Origin of the sequence: Lampropedia cohaerens (genome assembly GCF_001005215.1) — a bacterium.
GTDB lineage: Bacteria > Pseudomonadota > Gammaproteobacteria > Burkholderiales > Burkholderiaceae_C > Lampropedia > Lampropedia cohaerens.
In genome coordinates this window covers 69,015-85,282 of record NZ_LBNQ01000009.1, presented here as the reverse complement: position 1 = coordinate 85,282, position 16,268 = coordinate 69,015, and the positions used below count along the sequence as shown (strand labels likewise).

At 64.4% G+C, this 16,268-nt stretch carries 15 protein-coding genes; 11 read left to right on the top strand and 4 right to left on the bottom strand.

Features of this window, described 5'->3' with window-relative positions:
• Positions 1–23 precede the first annotated feature (23 nt).
• Both serS and AAV94_RS01225 read right to left on the bottom strand, forming a co-directional pair.
• On the bottom strand, positions 24–1,337 hold the full coding sequence (gene serS / locus AAV94_RS01230) for a serine--tRNA ligase (protein WP_046740495.1): 1,314 nt from the start codon (positions 1,335–1,337) through the stop codon (positions 24–26).
• 101 nt (positions 1,338–1,438) lie between these two features.
• Positions 1,439–2,881 (bottom strand): NAD-dependent succinate-semialdehyde dehydrogenase, encoded by a 1,443-nt coding sequence (locus AAV94_RS01225; RefSeq protein WP_046740494.1) that lies wholly within the window; start codon positions 2,879–2,881, stop codon positions 1,439–1,441.
• A 156-nt stretch (positions 2,882–3,037) separates the two neighbouring features.
• Here AAV94_RS01225 and AAV94_RS01220 point away from each other — a divergent pair, with 156 nt between their 5' ends.
• The 3 genes from AAV94_RS01220 (at position 3,038) to AAV94_RS01210 (ending at position 6,556) form a co-directional block, all read left to right on the top strand.
• On the top strand, positions 3,038–3,661 hold the full coding sequence (locus AAV94_RS01220) for a CDP-alcohol phosphatidyltransferase family protein (RefSeq protein ID WP_046740493.1): 624 nt from the start codon (positions 3,038–3,040) through the stop codon (positions 3,659–3,661).
• A gap of 64 nt (positions 3,662–3,725) precedes the next feature.
• A complete protein-coding gene (gene purB / locus AAV94_RS01215) occupies positions 3,726–5,105 on the top strand; it encodes an adenylosuccinate lyase (RefSeq protein WP_046740492.1) in 1,380 nt (459 codons plus the stop codon).
• A 470-nt stretch (positions 5,106–5,575) separates the two neighbouring features.
• Complete coding sequence (locus AAV94_RS01210; RefSeq protein WP_046740491.1) at positions 5,576–6,556, top strand: TerC family protein; 981 nt, start codon at positions 5,576–5,578, stop codon at positions 6,554–6,556.
• An 80-nt stretch (positions 6,557–6,636) separates the two neighbouring features.
• Here AAV94_RS01210 and AAV94_RS01205 read toward each other — a convergent pair whose 3' ends face one another.
• Positions 6,637–6,921 (bottom strand): ComEA family DNA-binding protein, encoded by a 285-nt coding sequence (locus tag AAV94_RS01205; RefSeq protein WP_046740632.1) that lies wholly within the window; start codon positions 6,919–6,921, stop codon positions 6,637–6,639.
• A 132-nt stretch (positions 6,922–7,053) separates the two neighbouring features.
• Here AAV94_RS01205 and AAV94_RS01200 point away from each other — a divergent pair, with 132 nt between their 5' ends.
• From AAV94_RS01200 to cysK, 8 genes are all read left to right on the top strand, one after another.
• On the top strand, positions 7,054–7,878 hold the full coding sequence (locus AAV94_RS01200; RefSeq protein ID WP_046740490.1) for an HAD family hydrolase: 825 nt from the start codon (positions 7,054–7,056) through the stop codon (positions 7,876–7,878).
• Positions 7,875–8,369 (top strand): ribosomal protein S18-alanine N-acetyltransferase, encoded by a 495-nt coding sequence (rimI, locus tag AAV94_RS01195; RefSeq protein WP_046740489.1) that lies wholly within the window; start codon positions 7,875–7,877, stop codon positions 8,367–8,369. Before AAV94_RS01200 ends, rimI begins: the two co-directional genes overlap by 4 nt.
• Before the next feature lie 74 nt (positions 8,370–8,443).
• Complete coding sequence (locus tag AAV94_RS01190; protein ID WP_046740488.1) at positions 8,444–9,238, top strand: uracil-DNA glycosylase family protein; 795 nt, start codon at positions 8,444–8,446, stop codon at positions 9,236–9,238.
• Positions 9,239–9,252: 14 nt separating this feature from the next.
• Complete coding sequence (locus tag AAV94_RS01185; protein ID WP_046740487.1) at positions 9,253–9,774, top strand: metal-dependent hydrolase; 522 nt, start codon at positions 9,253–9,255, stop codon at positions 9,772–9,774.
• A gap of 101 nt (positions 9,775–9,875) precedes the next feature.
• Positions 9,876–10,643 (top strand): class II glutamine amidotransferase, encoded by a 768-nt coding sequence (locus tag AAV94_RS01180; protein ID WP_046740631.1) that lies wholly within the window; start codon positions 9,876–9,878, stop codon positions 10,641–10,643.
• A 15-nt stretch (positions 10,644–10,658) separates the two neighbouring features.
• Positions 10,659–11,630: a LysR substrate-binding domain-containing protein gene (locus AAV94_RS01175; protein ID WP_046740486.1), complete on the top strand. Its 972-nt coding sequence runs from the start codon at positions 10,659–10,661 to the stop codon at positions 11,628–11,630.
• Between the two features lie 192 nt (positions 11,631–11,822).
• Positions 11,823–12,359 (top strand): Dps family protein, encoded by a 537-nt coding sequence (locus AAV94_RS01170; protein WP_046740485.1) that lies wholly within the window; start codon positions 11,823–11,825, stop codon positions 12,357–12,359.
• Positions 12,360–12,389: 30 nt separating this feature from the next.
• A complete protein-coding gene (cysK, locus tag AAV94_RS01165; protein ID WP_046740484.1) occupies positions 12,390–13,310 on the top strand; it encodes a cysteine synthase A in 921 nt (306 codons plus the stop codon).
• Positions 13,311–13,407: 97 nt separating this feature from the next.
• On the opposite strand, the gene secA is transcribed toward cysK, so the two are convergent.
• On the bottom strand, positions 13,408–16,140 hold the full coding sequence (gene secA / locus AAV94_RS01160; RefSeq protein WP_046740483.1) for a preprotein translocase subunit SecA: 2,733 nt from the start codon (positions 16,138–16,140) through the stop codon (positions 13,408–13,410).
• Positions 16,141–16,268 lie beyond the last annotated feature (128 nt).

Below are 16,268 nucleotides of genomic sequence, written 5' to 3'. Positions count from 1 at the left end.
ACCGTGCAGACGCGCGGCACCCCTCACTTGCCTCCGATGTGCGTGGCCCCGCCCATGTAGGGCTGCAACGCAGCCGGAATGGCCACGCTGCCGTCGGCCTGCTGGTGGTTTTCCAGCACCGCCACCAGCGCCCGGCCAACCGCCAGGCCGGAGCCGTTGAGGGTGTGCACGAACTCGTTCTTGCCCGCAGCCGTCTTGTAGCGGGCCTGCATGCGGCGCGCCTGGAAGGCTTCACAGTTGCTCACCGAGCTGATCTCGCGGTAGGTATCCTGCGCGGGCAGCCAGACCTCCAGGTCGTACGTCTTGGCCGCTCCAAAACCCATGTCACCGGTGCACAGGCTGACCACGCGGTAGGGCAGCTCCAGCTGCTGCAGCACGTATTCGGCATGACCGACCATTTCCTCCAGCGCCGCATAGCTGTGCTCGGGCGTGGTGATCTGCACCATCTCGACCTTGTCGAACTGGTGCTGGCGGATCAGTCCGCGCGTGTCGCGCCCGTAGCTGCCGGCCTCGGAACGAAAGCACGGTGTGTGCGCCGTCAGCCGCAGGGGCAGCTGGGCCTCGGCCAGAATGCTGCCACGCACGAAGTTGGTCAGCGGCACCTCGGCGGTGGGAATCAGGTACAGCGCGGTGCGGTCAGGCTCGGGCTCGGCGTCCTGGCCGCCTTTTTGCGCGGCAAACAAGTCCTCCGCGAACTTGGGCAGCTGCCCCGTGCCGCGCAGCGAGTCGCCGTTGACGATGTAGGGCACATAGGCTTCCTCGTAGCCATGGCGCTGGGTCTGCACATCCAGCATGAACTGCGCCAGCGCCCGGTGCAGGCGCGCAATCGGCCCGCGCATGGCGGTAAAACGCGCCCCGGTGAGCTTGGCGCCCAGCTCGAAATCCAGCCCCAGCGGCTCACCCACGTCCACATGGTCCTTGACCGGGAAATCGAAGGTCCGAGGAGCGCCCCAGCGCCGCACCTCGACGTTATCCCGCTCGTCAGCGCCCACCGGCACCGAGGCATGCGGCAGATTGGGCACGGCCAGCAACAAGGCCTGCAGCTCGCTCTGAATGGCTTCCAGGCGCGCTGCCGAGGCGTCGAGCTCCTCCTTGATGGCGGCGACCTGCGCCATCACCGCATCGGCGCTCTCGCCCCGGGACTTGAGCTGGCCGATTTGCTTGGACAGACTGTTGCGCTGCGCCTGCAGCTCCTCGGTGCGCGACTGCAGGGTCTTGCGTTCCGCTTCCAGGGCAGTGAAGGCGGCCACATCGAGAAAGGGCTGGGGGTGCTTGCGCGTCTGCAGCCGTGCAATGACGTTGTCGAGCTCCTTGCGGAGCAGCAGGATATCGAGCATGGAGTTCTGGGGCTAGTCGGCCAATGGAAACGGCCAGCTTGCGCTGGCCAAAGTCCTATTGTCGCCGATGCACGCGGCTACCCGCGCATCGGCGCGCCCACTCAAATGCCGGTCACGGCCACGGCCTTGCTGATGAGGTGTTCCTCCAGCGCCTCATGTCCGCCTTCGGTGCCAAGGCCAGAGTCCTTGACGCCGCCAAACGGCAGCTCGCCCGAAGGGGTGGCCGGCTGGTTGATCCACAGCATGCCCGCCTGCACCTGCTCGGCCAGCGTCTGCACGTTCTTGAACGAGCGGGTAAAGGCATAGGCGGCCAGGCCGTAGCTGAGGCGGTTGGCCTCGGCAATGGCCTCATCCAGGTCGGTGAAGGTGCGCAGGCCGGCGATGGGGCCGAACGGCTCCTCATTGAACAGCTTCGAATCCAGCGCGGGGTTGACCACCAGCGTGGGCGCAAAGAAGTTGCCCTTGTCGCTCAGGCGCTCGCCGCCGACGGCGATCTCGCCGCCATGGGTCTTGGCATCCTCGACGATCTGCTGCATGGCGGCAACGCGGCGCGGATTGGCCAGCGGCCCCATCTGCGTGCCATCGGCCAGGCCATCGCCTACCTTGATCTGCCGGGAATGGGCCACATACGCCTCACGGAACGCATCGGCCACCGAGGCATGCACCAGGTAGCGCGTGGGCGCGATGCAGACCTGGCCGGCATTGCGGTACTTGGCCGCCGCCACGGACTTGACCGCCACCTCGACATCGGCGTCCTCCAGCACCAGCACCGGCGCATGGCCGCCCAGTTCCATGACGACCTTCTTCATGTGCGCACCCGCCTTGGCGGCCAGCTGCTTGCCAACGGCGGTGGAGCCGGTGAAGGTCACCAGCCGCGTGATGGGCGAGGCAATCAGGTAATCGGAAATCTCCGCCGGATCGCCATAGACAAGCCCGACCACGCCGGCCGGCACGCCTGCATCGACAAAGCACTGCAGGAAGGCTGCCGGCGAGGCGGGCGTTTCCTCCGGCGCCTTGCACAGGAACGAACAGCCGGTGGCCAGCGCCGGGCCGATCTTGCGGGTGACCTGGTTGAGCGGGAAGTTCCACGGCGTGAAAGCGGCCACGGGGCCGATCGGCTGCTTGAGCACCATCTGGTGGCTGGCCGGATTCGCTCCAGGCACGATGCGGCCATAGACGCGGCGGCCCTCGTCGGCAAACCACTCCAGCATGTTGGCGCAGGCCTGCGCCTCCACGCGCGACTCAGCCAGCGGCTTGCCCTGCTCCAGCGTCATCAGGCGGGCAATGTCCTCGGCGCGCTCGCGCAGCAAGGCGGCGGCCTTGCGCATGATCTTCTGGCGCTCGACCACCGATGTGGCGCGCCACACCTCAAAGCCCTGCTGGGCGGCCTGCAATGCCAGATCAAGGTCCTGCTTGCTGGCGTGGGCCACCTTGCCGATGACCGCGCCGGTTGCCGGGTTGAACACGTCATCGCTGCGACCGTCGGCCGCATCACGCCATTCATTGGCAATCAACAGACGGGTATCCGGGTAGTTCTGAGTCATAGCAATCCTTAAAAAACGGTTCAGGCCAACACACCCGACTTTACCGATTTCCATCTCGACGTGCTGCCGCCCGACTTGCCACCCTACTCGCATTGCGCATGAGAACCTGCCCATAATCCCTGGTCCACTTCCAGAACCTGATTTACACGCGCATCCATGCCTTCCATCTACCAACTCAAGCCCGCCTTCCAGAACCTGCTTCGCCCACTGGTTCGGCAGCTGCATCGCGTCGGTGTAACGGCCAACCAGGTCACGCTGGCGGCGGCGGGCCTGTCCGTGCTGCTGGGGCTGGTGCTTGCGGGCAACGCGGCGCAGCGCAGCCTGTTTTTGCTGGTGCCGCTGTGGATGTTTCTGCGCATGGCGCTCAATGCCATTGACGGCATGCTGGCGCGCGAGTTCGGCCAGCAGTCGCGTCTGGGCGCCTACCTCAACGAGCTGTCCGACGTTGTGGCCGATGCCGCACTGTATCTGCCGTTTGCGCTGCTGCCGGGGGTGGCCGGAAGCTGGGGCGCTGCCGCCGTGGTCATCGTCGTGGTACTGGGCATCGTCAGCGAAATGGCTGGCGCGCTCGGCCTAATGGTTGGCGCCCGCCGCCGCTACGATGGACCGATGGGCAAGAGCGACCGCGCCTTCATCTTCGGCCTGCTGGCCCTGCTCTATGCGCTGGGCTGGTGGCAGCCCGGCTGGCAGGCCGCACTGATGGCGCTGGTCGCAGCCCTGCTGGTGTGGACCATCGTCAATCGCGTACGACAGGGGCTGGCCGAATCCAGCGCGGGATAAAAAGTCATCGCGCACACGCGCAGGCAGATCGGCCGCCCAGGCGCGCCGCCCTACAATCGCCGCCATGAATCTCTCTGCCCTCACCGCCATCTCGCCCCTGGACGGGCGCTACGAACGCAAGCTGGCCGCGCTGCGGCCCATCGCCAGTGAATACGGCTACATGCACCGCCGCGTGCAGGTCGAAATCACCTGGTTCATCGCACTCTCGCAGGCCGGCTTTGCCGAATTCCCGCCCCTGGAAGATGCCGACCGCGCCTACCTGCGCGCGCTGGTGGAAAACTTCTCCGAAGCCGACGCGCAGGCGATCAAGGACATCGAGAAGACCACCAACCACGACGTCAAGGCGGTCGAGTACTGGATCAAAGACAAGCTCAAGGGCCACCCGGCGCTGGAGCGCGCCGCCGAGTTCGTGCACTTTGCCTGCACCAGCGAGGACATCAACAACACCAGCCACGCGCTGCAGCTACAGGCCGCACGCGAAGCCGTCGTGCTGCCGGCGCTGACGCAGGTGATCGAGCGCCTGCGGGCCCTGGCGCATGCGCATGCCGATGTGCCCATGCTCAGCCGCACGCACGGCCAGACGGCCAGCCCAACCACCGTCGGCAAGGAGTTCGCCAATGTCGTGGCACGCCTGCAACGGGCCCTGCGTGCTATCGAAACTGTGCAGATCCTGGCCAAGATGAATGGCGCCGTGGGCAACTTCAATGCCCATCTGGCAGCCTGGCCGCAATTCGACTGGGAGGCGTTCAGCCGCAAGGTCATCGAAACCCCTGCCCCAGAGGGACTGGGCCTGACCTTCCAGCCCTACAGCATCCAGATTGAGCCGCACGACTACATGGCCGAGCTGTTCGATGCCGTGGCGCGCGCCAACACCATCCTCATCGACCTCAGCCGCGATGTCTGGGGCTACATCAGCCTGGGCTACTTCAAGCAAAAGCTCAAGGAGGGCGAAATTGGCTCCTCCACCATGCCGCACAAGGTCAATCCGATCGACTTCGAGAACGCCGAAGGCAACCTGGGTCTGGCCAATGCCCTGCTGCGCCATCTTGCCGAGAAGCTGCCCGTCAGCCGCTGGCAGCGCGATCTGACCGACTCGACCGTGCTGCGCAATCTGGGCGTTGCCCTCGGATATTCCGTGCTGGCCTACAACGCCCTGCTGGTCGGGCTCAACAAGCTGGAACTCAACGCCGAGGTGGTTGCCGCCGACCTGGACAACGCCTGGGAGGTGCTGGCCGAGCCCATCCAGACCGTCATGCGCCGCTTTGGCGTGGCCGGTGCCTACGAAGCGCTCAAGGAAGTCACGCGCGGCAAGCAGGTCACCGCAGCCGATCTGCATGGCCTCATCGAACGGCTGGACATTCCTGCCGACGTCAAGCAGCAATTGCTGGCGCTGACGCCCGCCAGCTACATTGGCAAGGCCAATGAGCTGGCCCGCCGGATCTGAATGCGCATCCAGCGCGGCTGAGCGGGGCCACCGCAGGCCGGTCTGAAAGCACCGCGCACAGGCCTCGCCATGTCAACCGGCAAAGTGCCGGTGGGCAGCCAGTGTGTTCTAATCCGGTTCGCGAGGGAAGGTCTGCAACGCCCCGTCCGAAAGCGCGAAGCGTTGGGGCGGATGCAGCGCACGGCGCCTTTTGACGGCAATAGCACCCCTGTTGCCGTCAAAAGCCAGCCAAGCGATGCACCGCCTGAACGCAGCCGTGCCGCGACATCGGTTTTGCAGACCTTCCCGAGAAATCGAAGGGGAGTATCCCTGACGGTGTTCGGATCTGGCCGCCTGACGGCCAGCTGCGCACCTGTTGCAGCATTCGTCATCACGGGCGTGCCATCGCTCCGGATGCTGCGCCATCGGCAGCCAGCCAATGGGGGAGAGACTTTCGAGTCGTTTTAACCAGAAACTCTCGAAGGTGTTCCATGGAACTCGCCCTGCCCTGGCAATTCGAGGTCGGCTCAATGATTGTGCTGACCCTCATCCTGATCGCAGACCTGCTGCTGATCATCAAGCGCCCCCACATCCCTTCCATGCGCGAAGCGACGCTGTGGGTCGTGTTCTACGTCTCGCTGGCGCTGATCTTCGCCGGCCTGATGTGGTACTTTGCCGGCAAGGAGTATGCGGGCCAGTTCGTCGCAGGCTGGCTGACCGAATATTCGCTGTCGATCGACAACTTGTTCGTTTTTGTGCTGCTGCTCAGCCAGTTCCGTGTGCCCCGCCAGTACCAGCAGGAGGTGCTGATGATCGGCATCATTCTGGCGCTGGTGCTGCGCGGCATCTTCATCCTGCTTGGCGCAGCGCTGATTCAGCACTTCAGCTGGATCTTCTACCTCTTCGGCGCCTTTCTGGTCTACACCGCCTACAAGCAGGCCTTTCCGGGCGGTGACGAATTCGAGGGTGTACAGGAGCCCGCCATCGTGCGCCTTGCGCGCAAGCACATGGAGATCTCGCCGGACTACGACGGCGCCAAGATCCGCACGGTGTTCAATGGTCGCAAGATGTGGACGCCCATGCTGATGGTCTTCATTGCCATCGGCTTTACCGACCTGCTCTTTGCCATCGACTCGATTCCGGCCATCTTCGGCATCACCCAGAGCCCCTTCATCGTCTTTACCGCCAACATCTTCGCGCTGATGGGGCTGCGCCAGCTGTACTTCCTGCTGGGTGGTCTGCTTGATCGCCTGAAGTACCTGCACTACGGCATTGCCTTCATCCTCGCATTCATCGGCGTGAAGCTGGTCTTCCACGCGATGTACCAGAACGAGCTGCCATTCATCAACGGTGGCGAGCCCATCACCTGGGCGCCGCACATCTCGACCTGGGCATCGCTGGTGGTAATCGTCACCTCGATGGTGATTGCCACCGTCGCCAGCTTGCTGAGCAAGGACAAGTCCGGGCATTGACGCCAGCTGCGTGGCATGAGAAGGCCCGCCAACCGGCGGGCCGCAGTCACTGGCCCAAGGGGCCGCAAGCGCAAGTGCCGTCAATTGCCTGTTGCCGGGCCCTCCAGGGACTGGCCACCGACCGTCAGGCCAGCGTCCGAAAGACTTTTCGCCTTCTTCTCGCCAACGCCCTTGACGCGCTCAATGAAGTCCTCCCAATCCGCAAACGCGGCCTTTTCGCGCTCCTCGATGATGCGCTCGGCCGTCGCCTCGCCGATGCCCTTGATCTGCGTAAGCTCTTGCGCGCTGGCCTGATTGGCGTCCACCGCAAGCGCCGCCGTCATTGAGGCCCACAGCAGCAAGAGGGCCGAAAGTTTTTTCAGCATTTCATGCTCCTTCAATGATTGGACAGGGCGCTCATCCTAGAATTGCCGCGCAGCCAATCAAGTTGGGATATTTCCTCTGACACCAGCTGTCACAAATTTGACATAATTTCTCCCTTTCGCCGTTTTCAGGCCATGCTTTCACTCTCGCGCTGGCCGCTGGCCGCACGCCGTGGCATCACCGGGGTGATGACCGACATCGATGACACCCTGACGGCCGATGGTGCCATTGCGCCTGCAGCGCTGTCGGCCCTGCGGGCGTTGCGTGCCGCCGGGCTGACGCTCATTGCCATCACCGGCCGGCCTGCGGGCTGGAGCGCCGCATTTGCCGCCGAATGGCCGCTCCACGCGCTGGTGGCGGAAAACGGTGCAGTCGCTTTCGTGCCCAGCAGCGAAGCAGTCGATGCGGCAGATCCACCCATCAGGAAGTACTACCAGCAGGATGCGGCCACGCGCGCGCGCAACCACCAGCGCATGCAGGCGGTTGTCGCCGACATCCAGCGCGCTATACCGCAAGCCCGGCTCGCCAGCGACAGCAACGGACGCGAATGCGACATCGCCTTTGACCACAGCGAGCATCACCATCTGGATGCAGCGGCCATTGCGCAGGTCGTGCAGCGCATGCGCCAGGCAGGCATGCAGGCAACGGTCAGCTCGATCCACATCAATGGCTGGTTCGGCACGCACGACAAATGGCTGGGCGCCAACTGGATCGTGCGCCAGCTGCTCGGGCGCGCCCTTGCGCAGGAACTGGCGCAGTGGGTGTACATCGGCGATTCCACCAATGACGAACGGATGTTCGAGCACTTCCCCAACAGCGTTGGCGTGGCCAACATCGCGCGGTTTGCGCCGCACATGCGGTATTTGCCGCGCTACGTCACGCGGCAGGCGCGCGGAGCGGGCTTTGCCGAGATGGCGCATGCCCTGCTTGCAGCACGCAAGACTGCCTGCAACGCATGAATCACGCAGACGCGCCCGAAGCACCACTGCAATCGCGCGCCATGCGCTTGGAGGATGTGCCACAGGTCGTGGCCATCGAGCAGGCCAGCCACAGCGACCCGTGGACCAGCGGCAATTTCATCGACTCCATCCAGACCGGCTGCTACATGCCCCTGCTGCTGCACGGCAATCGCATCGTCGCCTACCTTGTGGCCCTGGCAGGGGTCGAGGAAGCGCACCTGCTCAACGTCACCGTCCATCCCCAGCGGCGCGGCCAGGGCCTTGGCCGGCTGCTGCTGCACGCCCTTGACACCTGGGCACTGGGCCAGGGGGCCCGGCAGATCTGGCTGGAAGTGCGCCAGAGCAACCTCGCCGCCCAGCACCTCTACCGCCGCGCGGGCTATCTGGATGTTGCCGTGCGCAAGCATTACTATGCGCCGCCGCCGGGCGCGCAGCAGCGCGAACATGCGCTGGTCATGCGCAAGCCGCTGGACGCCGCGCCTCCTGGCTGACAGCCCCACAGCCCCCACTGGCCGCCAGCTGCGCGGCTTTGCCTACAATGGCATGCTGCCCGTCACTGCCGCCCATGAACGCCTCCACCTCCCTCCAACTCGACAGCCGTCGCATGGCCATGCTCAAGGCCATGGGGCTGGAGCCATGGTGGCAACCACCGGCGGCAGCACAGGGAGCAGCGGCTTCGCCATCGCCACAGGCCCTCCTCAGGCCCGATGCCGCCGCTGCGGAGCAGGCCGTCGTCCGCACGCCAGCCCCGCAGGCTGCGCCTGCTTCTGGCGCGCCCTCCCATACCGTTGCCCCAGCTCGCGCTGCGGCCGAATCGCCGCGGCCAGCAGCCACGCAACTGCCGGCCATGGAACAGTGGCACTGGTCGGACCCGGCACCGTTGGATTTGCCCGCGCCCGCCTCAATGCAGACCGCAGCTTCCAACGCGGTGCTGCCGCGCTGGTGGATTGTTGCCGATGACTGGCAGCTCGTTCCCGATGCCGCCGACGCGGCGCGCCAGCTGCTGATGAACATGCTGCGCGCCATGGGCCTGCCCGGGCGGGCGCAGGTCTGGCTCAGTCTGGTGCGTCCCGCCGACGCCGCCGAACCCGCTGCCGAGGCACCAACGGCCGAGGCCGAGGCGGCACGGCTTGGCGCGCACATCGTGCTCGTCATGGGCCGCCATGCCTGCCAGGCGTTGCTGGGCGAACGCGCCGGCCTGGCAACCCTGCGCCAGCAGACGCGGCAGCTGGGCTCAGCCGTCGTACAGGTCACCGACAGCCCGACCCGGCTGCTGCGCGCGCAGCACTCCAAGCAGCAGGTCTGGCAGGACCTCAAGCGTGCGCTGCGCGCCATGCACGGACTTGCCGAGGGCAATTAGCCAGCTTACTTGCCATGCCGACCATCTTCTCGCACATTGCCGTTCCGGTGGCCGCCAAGGTCGCTGCCGGGGCCCGCATTCCCGCCTCCATGCTGCTGCTGGGCATGCTCGCCTCGGTACTGCCGGACTTCGATGGCATCCCGCGCCAGTTCGGCATTCGCCTCGAAGGCCTCTGGGACCATCGTGGCCTGACTCATTCCATCGGCTTCGCGCTGGCCATCGGCTGCATCGGCGTCGGCTTTGCCAGGCGCTGGGGCATCGCATGGTGGAAGGCATGGCTGTGGATGTTCGTCTGTTGCTTTTCCCATCCGCTGCTGGATGCCTGCACCACCGGGCGTTATGGCGTGCCTCTGCTGTGGCCATTTGACGGCACGCGCTATCTCAGCCCTTGGCAATTCATCCTGATTTCGCCCGTGCGCGCTGACAGCTTCTTCTCCGCGCGGGGGCTGGCCGTGCTCAGGAACGAGGTATTCACGGTATGGCTGCCCCTTCTTGGCGGCGCCCTGCTGGTGCTACTGGGACGAAAGATGCGTTGATCGCCCCTTGGGAAGGCGATGCGTTGTAACAGACGTCATCAAATTCCTACGGACGGGTATCATTGCTGCCAATTACGCCATTTGAGGAACGCCTGCCTGCCATGTGCCAACTGCTTGGAATGAATGCCAAGAATCCGACTGATCTGACCTTCAGCTTTACCGGATTTGCGCAGCGCGCGGGCAGAACGGGCGACCATGTCGACGGCTGGGGCATTGCGTTTTTCGAAGACCATGGTGTGCGCCACTTCGTCGACCATCAAAGTGCCATCGCCTCGCCGGTGGCTGAGCTGATCCGCAACTACCCCATCAAGAGCACCAACGTCATTGCCCACATCCGCAAAGCGACGCAAGGTGTAGTCAACCTGCCCAACTGCCATCCGTTCGTGCGCGAGCTGTGGGGCAACTACTGGGTCTTTGCCCACAATGGTGACCTGAAGGACTTTGCCCCCCGGCTGCACAGCCATTTCCGTCCGGTGGGCACGACCGACAGCGAGCTGGCCTTCTGCTGGATCATGCAGGAGCTGTCCAAATCGCATGCCGGCGTGCCAAGCATCCGCGAAATGACGCTGACGCTGCGCGAGCTGGCCGCACGCATTGCGCGCCACGGCACGTTCAACTTCCTGCTCTCCAACGGCGACGCGCTGTGGGCCCATGCGACCACCCACCTGTGCTATACCGAGCGGGCCTGGCCGTTCTCCAAAGTCACGCTGAGCGACCAGGACCTGAGCATCGACTTTTCCCAGCGCAACAGCCGGGACGACCGCATGGCCCTCGTGGTGACGACACCGCTGACGCAGAACGAGCAGTGGACGCCATTTGCGCCGGGCGAGCTCAAGGTGTTCGTCGACGGTGTGCACCAGGACTTCTGAACCCAGCCACGCGCAATGACGCTGACCGAACTCAAATACATCATCGCCGTTGCGCGCGAGCGCCACTTCGGCCGCGCAGCCGAGGCCTGCTTCGTCTCGCAACCCACACTGTCGGTCGCGGTCAAAAAGCTTGAGGACGAGCTGGGCGTCAAGATCTTCGAGCGCAGCTCCGGCGAGGTCACCGTCACGCCGCTGGGAGAAAAGCTTGTCGAGCAGGCCCAGAATGTGCTGGACCAAGCGCATCTGCTCAAGGAGATTGCGCAGAGCAGTGCCGACCCGCTCAACGGCCCGCTGCGCCTGGGGGTGATCTACACCATCGGCCCGTACCTGCTACCGCAGCTGGTGCAGCAGGTCATCGCGCGCACGCCGCAGATGCCCCTGATGCTGCAGGAGAACTTCACGACCCGGCTGCTGGAAATGCTGCGCGTGGGCGAAATCGACTGCGCCATCCTCGCCGAGCCGTTTCCCGAGACAAACCTGGCTGTTGCGCCGCTGTACGACGAGCCGTTTCTGGCAGCCGTGCCTGCGCGCAGCCCGCTGGCACGCAAGGACAGCATTACCACCAGCGAGCTCAAGCAGCAGAACATGCTGCTGCTGGGCGCGGGCCACTGCTTTCGTGACCACGTGCTGCAGGTCTGCCCGGAGTTCGCACGCTTTTCGGACGGCGACGGCATTCAGAAGTCGTTTGAGGGCTCCTCGCTGGAGACCATCAAGCACATGGTGGCCGCAGGCATGGGTGTGACGCTGGTGCCCCGGCTGGCCGTGCCCGATGCACTGGCTCCGGGCGCATCCCCGCAGGTCGCCGCCAGCCAGCCGCCCGAGGCTGCCAACATCCGCTATCTACCCATTGAGGACGACGGCCGCCATGCCCCTCCGTCGCGCCGGGTCGTACTGGTGTGGCGCCGCAGCTTCACACGCTATGAAGCCATTGCCGCCCTGCGCAATGCCGTATTTGCCTGCGAACTGCCCGGCGTGATTCGACTGTAGCGTCAGCGACACCGCGCCTGCGCGCGCCAAAGCCACAGGCTATGGCGGAGATTGATGCAATCAACCGCCAGAAGGAAACCTCACAGCCGCATTGACTCTAACTGTTGGTATAAAGGTTGAAAACGCGCGGCGTGGCAGGCAGATAGTCCTGTGCGCGTGTACACCTGCAGTCATTTCACCAAGGAGTCCATCATGGCCAAAACCACTCGAACCACCAAATCCGCCAGCGCCAAGCACACGCTTGTCAGTGCACCAGCCATCAATATCGGTATCAACGAGAAGGACCGTGCCGCCATTGCCCAGGGTCTTGCGCGGCTGCTGGCCGATACCTACACGCTGTACCTGACTACCCACAACTTCCACTGGAACGTCACAGGGCCGATGTTCAACACGCTGCACAGCATGTTCATGGACCAGTACACCGAGCTGTGGAATGCCGTTGACCCAATTGCCGAACGCATCCGCTCGCTGGGCCACTACGCGCCCGGCTCGTATGCCGCGTACAGCCAGCTGACCTCGCTGGCGGACGTGCCCCAGCAACCGCCCGCCGCGCTGGAGATGGTGCGCATCCTCGTCGAGGGCCATGAGGCCGTGGCCCGCACAGCGCGCGAGCTCTTTCCGGTGGCCGACAAGGCCGGCGACGAGCCCACGGCCGACCTGCTCACGCAACGCTTGACGGTACACGAGCAAACGGCCTGGATGCTGCGCTCGCTGCTGGTCGAACAGTAATCTGCCCTATCCACACAAGGAGTTCATCGCATGCCCTATCAGAACGTACTTGAGACCATCGGCCGCACACCGCACATCCGCATCAACCGGCTGTTCGGCGCCGATGCCAACGTCTGGGTCAAGTCCGAGCGCACCAACCCGGGTGGATCGATCAAGGACCGCATCGCGCTGGCGATGGTCGAGGAGGCCGAGAGAAGCGGCCAGCTGCAGCCTGGCGGCACCATCATCGAGCCGACCTCGGGCAATACCGGGGTGGGCTTGGCCATGGTGGCTGCCGTCAAGGGCTACAAGCTGATTCTGGTCATGCCCGAGAGCATGTCGATCGAGCGCCGCCGCCTGTTCCTGGCCTATGGCGCCAGCTTCGATCTCACGCCCAAGGAAAAGGGCATGAAAGGCGCCATTGCCCGTGCCGAGGAACTGCGGGCGCAAACCCCTGGTGCCTGGATTGCCCAGCAGTTCGAAAATCCAGCCAACATCGCCGTGCACGAGCGCACCACCGCGCAGGAAATCCTGCAGGACTTTCCGGATGGGCTGGATGCCGTCATCACCGGCGTGGGCACTGGCGGCCACCTGACGGGCGTGGCCCGGGTGCTGAAGGCCAAGTGGCCGCAGCTGAAGGTTTTTGCCGTGGAGCCGACGGCGTCGCCAGTCATCTCCGGCGGACAGCCCGCACCACACCCCATCCAGGGCATCGGTGCAGGCTTTGTGCCCAAGAACCTGGATACAAGCCTGCTCGATGGCGTGATCCAGGTCGATGGCGAGGATGCCAAGGAGTACGCGCGCCGCAGCGCCCGCGAGGAAGGCCTGCTGGTGGGCATTTCCTCCGGCGCGACGCTGGCAGCGATCGCCCAGCAGCTGCCCAAACTGCCCGCAGGGGCGCGCGTGCTGGGCTTCAACTACGACACGGGCGAGCGCTACCTCTCGGTCGAAGGCTTCCTGCCCACGCCGTGACGGCCCGCACGGCCCAACGCAAAAGGCGCTTCTCCGAAGCGCCTTTTCTCTTTTCCGGGCCGGTACATCACGCCGCTGGCCCGTCAGCTTCCTGCCACTACTGCAGCTGACCGTGGCAATGCTTGTATTTCTTGCCACTGCCGCACGGGCAAGGGTCGTTGCGGCCCACGCGCGGCACCTGCGCAGCAGCGCTTGCCTGCGCCTCCTGTGCGCTTGCGGCAACACTCTGATCGATGGCGCGTTGCGCCACCGCCTCGGCCGAACTCTCGATCTGCTCGGCGGCCTGCTGAACCTGCGCCGGATCCTGGATCTTCACGCGCATGATGATACGGGTAACGTCGGCGCTGGCGTTGTTGATCATCAGGCGAAACAGCTCGAACGCCTCGCGCTTGTATTCCTGCTTGGGCTGCTTCTGCGCAAATCCGCGCAGGTGGATGCCCTGGCGCAGGTAATCGAGCGCACTGAGGTGATCCCGCCATGCAGAGTCGAAGGTCTGCAGCAGCACGACGCGCTCGAAATGACCGAACTGTGCCCGGCCAGCCAGGCGCACCTTGGTGTCATAGGCGGCATTGGCAGCAGCGAGCACCCGCTCGAGAATATCCTCGGCGGTGATGGCGTCGGAATCCTCGACGATCTTGCCCAGTTGCAGCGGCAGATCCCACTCTTTTTCCAGCTCCGCATCAAGTGCAGCGATATCCCACTGCTCTTCCATGGATTCAGGCGGAACATAACGGTGCACGAGATCCGTGAAGGTCGACTCACGCATCGCTGCAATGGTGTCGCTCACATCCTCGGCATCGAGGATTTCATTGCGTTGCGCGTAGATAACCTTGCGCTGCTCGTTGGCCACGTCGTCATAGTCGAGCAGCTGCTTGCGAATGTCGAAGTTGCGCGCCTCGACCTTGCGCTGCGCCGACTCGATGCTGCGCGTGACCATGCCAGCCTCAATGGCCTCGCCCTCGGGCATCTTGAGCCGCTCCATGATGGCACGCACGCGGTCGCCCGCGAAAATGCGCATCAGCGGATCGTCCAGGCTAAGGTAAAAGCGCGACGAACCGGGATCGCCCTGGCGACCTGCGCGGCCACGCAACTGGTTGTCGATGCGGCGCGACTCATGGCGCTCGGTGGCGATGATACGCAGACCGCCCAGCTCCTTGATGCGGGCGTTGTCAATCTTCCATTGCTCGCGCAAGGCTTCAATGCGGGCCTGGCGCTCGGCTTCGGACAGGCTCTCGTCGGCCTCGATGGCGGCGACTTCCTTCTCGATGTTGCCGCCCAGCACGATGTCAGTGCCGCGCCCTGCCATGTTGGTGGCAATGGTGATCATGCCTTCGCGGCCCGCCTGCGCAATGATGTCCGCCTCGCGCTCGTGCTGCTTGGCGTTGAGCACCTGATGCGGCAGCTTGGCCTCGTCGAGCAGGCGCGAGATGATTTCCGAATTCTCGATCGAGCTCGTGCCCACCAGCACCGGCTGACCACGTTCGTGACACTCCTTGATGTCGGCAATGGCTGCGGCGTACTTTTCCTTGGTCGTCTTGTAGACGCGGTCGAGCTGATCGACGCGCTGGCTCTTGCGGTTGGGCGGAATGATGACGGTTTCCAGCCCGTAGATTTCTTGGAACTCGTAAGCTTCCGTGTCGGCTGTGCCGGTCATGCCGGCCAGCTTCTTGTACATGCGGAAATAGTTCTGGAAGGTGATCGAGGCCATCGTGGTGTTCTCGGCCTGGATGGTCACGCCTTCCTTGGCCTCGACCGCCTGGTGTAGCCCCTCGCTCCAGCGGCGCCCCGCCATCAGGCGGCCGGTGAACTCGTCGACGATGATGACCTCACCGTTTTGCACCACGTAGTGCTCGTCACGGTTGTACAGCGTGTGGGCCCGCAGCGCCGCGTAGAGGTGGTGCACCAGCATGATGTTGCCGGGATCGTAGAGCGACGTGCCCTCGGCCAGCAGGCCTTTCTCGGCCAGGATGCGCTCGGCCGTTTCATACCCCTGGTCCGTCAGGTAAACCTGCCGGCTCTTTTCGTCGACGGTATAGTCGCCCGGCGAGATCACCCCCTCGCCCGTGCGCGGATCTGCCTCACCCTCCTGCCGCACCAGATTGGGCGCGATGGTGTTCATCACCTGGTAGATGTGCGTGTTGTCCTCGGCAGGGCCGCTGATGATCAGTGGCGTCCGGGCCTCGTCGATGAGGATGGAGTCCACCTCGTCAACGATGGCGAAGTTCAGCCCGCGCTGCACCCGGTCGCTGCGCTCGTAGACCATGTTGTCGCGCAGGTAGTCGAAACCATACTCGTTGTTGGTGCCGTAGGTGATGTCGGCACGGTAGGCGGCCTGCTTGACTTCCTTGGGCAGGCCGGAGAAATTCACGCCGACAGTCAGACCCAGGAAGTTGTAGAGCCGCCCCATCCACTCGGCGTCGCGCCGAGCCAGGTAGTCGTTGACGGTGACCACGTGCACACCTTCGCCCGTCAGCGCGTTGAGGTAAACCGGCAGCGTGGACGTCAGCGTCTTGCCCTCGCCCGTGCGCATCTCGGCGATCTTGCCCTCGTGCAGGGCCATGCCGCCAATGAGCTGCACGTCGAAGTGGCGCATCTTCATCACGCGCTTGGAGGCTTCGCGCACGACCGCGAACGCCTCGGGCAGCAGGCGGTCGAGCGATTCGCCATTGGCAACGCGCTGCTTGAACTCGGCAGTCTTGGCAGTCAACTGTTCGTCGGTGAGCTTTTCCAGCTCCGGCTCCATCGCATTGATGCGCTGCACCGTCTTGCGGTACTGTTTGAGCAGGCGGTCGTTGCGGCTGCCGAAAAGCTTGGTAAGGAAATTGGCCATGAAAAAAGTCGGCCGCCCACCGCCATGTCTAGGCGGCAGCGGTGTGTTGCAAGTAAAGAAATCCCAAACAGGTTGGCCGGCAATTGTTACAACTTGGTGTCATCAGCCAGCGCCGGCCGCCTTTGCGG

Bases quoted from the DNA above. Each gene is read 5' to 3' on its own strand.
- serS (WP_046740495.1), bottom strand. From the start codon at position 1,337: ATGCTCGATATCCTGCTGCTCCGCAAGGAGCTCGACAACGTCATTGCA.
- AAV94_RS01225 (WP_046740494.1), bottom strand. From the start codon at position 2,881: ATGACTCAGAACTACCCGGATACCCGTCTGTTGATTGCCAATGAATGG.
- AAV94_RS01220 (WP_046740493.1), top strand. From the start codon at position 3,038: ATGCCTTCCATCTACCAACTCAAGCCCGCCTTCCAGAACCTGCTTCGC.
- purB (WP_046740492.1), top strand. From the start codon at position 3,726: ATGAATCTCTCTGCCCTCACCGCCATCTCGCCCCTGGACGGGCGCTAC.
- AAV94_RS01210 (WP_046740491.1), top strand. From the start codon at position 5,576: ATGGAACTCGCCCTGCCCTGGCAATTCGAGGTCGGCTCAATGATTGTG.
- AAV94_RS01205 (WP_046740632.1), bottom strand. From the start codon at position 6,921: ATGCTGAAAAAACTTTCGGCCCTCTTGCTGCTGTGGGCCTCAATGACG.
- AAV94_RS01200 (WP_046740490.1), top strand. From the start codon at position 7,054: ATGCTTTCACTCTCGCGCTGGCCGCTGGCCGCACGCCGTGGCATCACC.
- rimI (WP_046740489.1), top strand. From the start codon at position 7,875: ATGAATCACGCAGACGCGCCCGAAGCACCACTGCAATCGCGCGCCATG.
- AAV94_RS01190 (WP_046740488.1), top strand. From the start codon at position 8,444: ATGAACGCCTCCACCTCCCTCCAACTCGACAGCCGTCGCATGGCCATG.
- AAV94_RS01185 (WP_046740487.1), top strand. From the start codon at position 9,253: ATGCCGACCATCTTCTCGCACATTGCCGTTCCGGTGGCCGCCAAGGTC.
- AAV94_RS01180 (WP_046740631.1), top strand. From the start codon at position 9,876: ATGTGCCAACTGCTTGGAATGAATGCCAAGAATCCGACTGATCTGACC.
- AAV94_RS01175 (WP_046740486.1), top strand. From the start codon at position 10,659: ATGACGCTGACCGAACTCAAATACATCATCGCCGTTGCGCGCGAGCGC.
- AAV94_RS01170 (WP_046740485.1), top strand. From the start codon at position 11,823: ATGGCCAAAACCACTCGAACCACCAAATCCGCCAGCGCCAAGCACACG.
- cysK (WP_046740484.1), top strand. From the start codon at position 12,390: ATGCCCTATCAGAACGTACTTGAGACCATCGGCCGCACACCGCACATC.
- secA (WP_046740483.1), bottom strand. From the start codon at position 16,140: ATGGCCAATTTCCTTACCAAGCTTTTCGGCAGCCGCAACGACCGCCTG.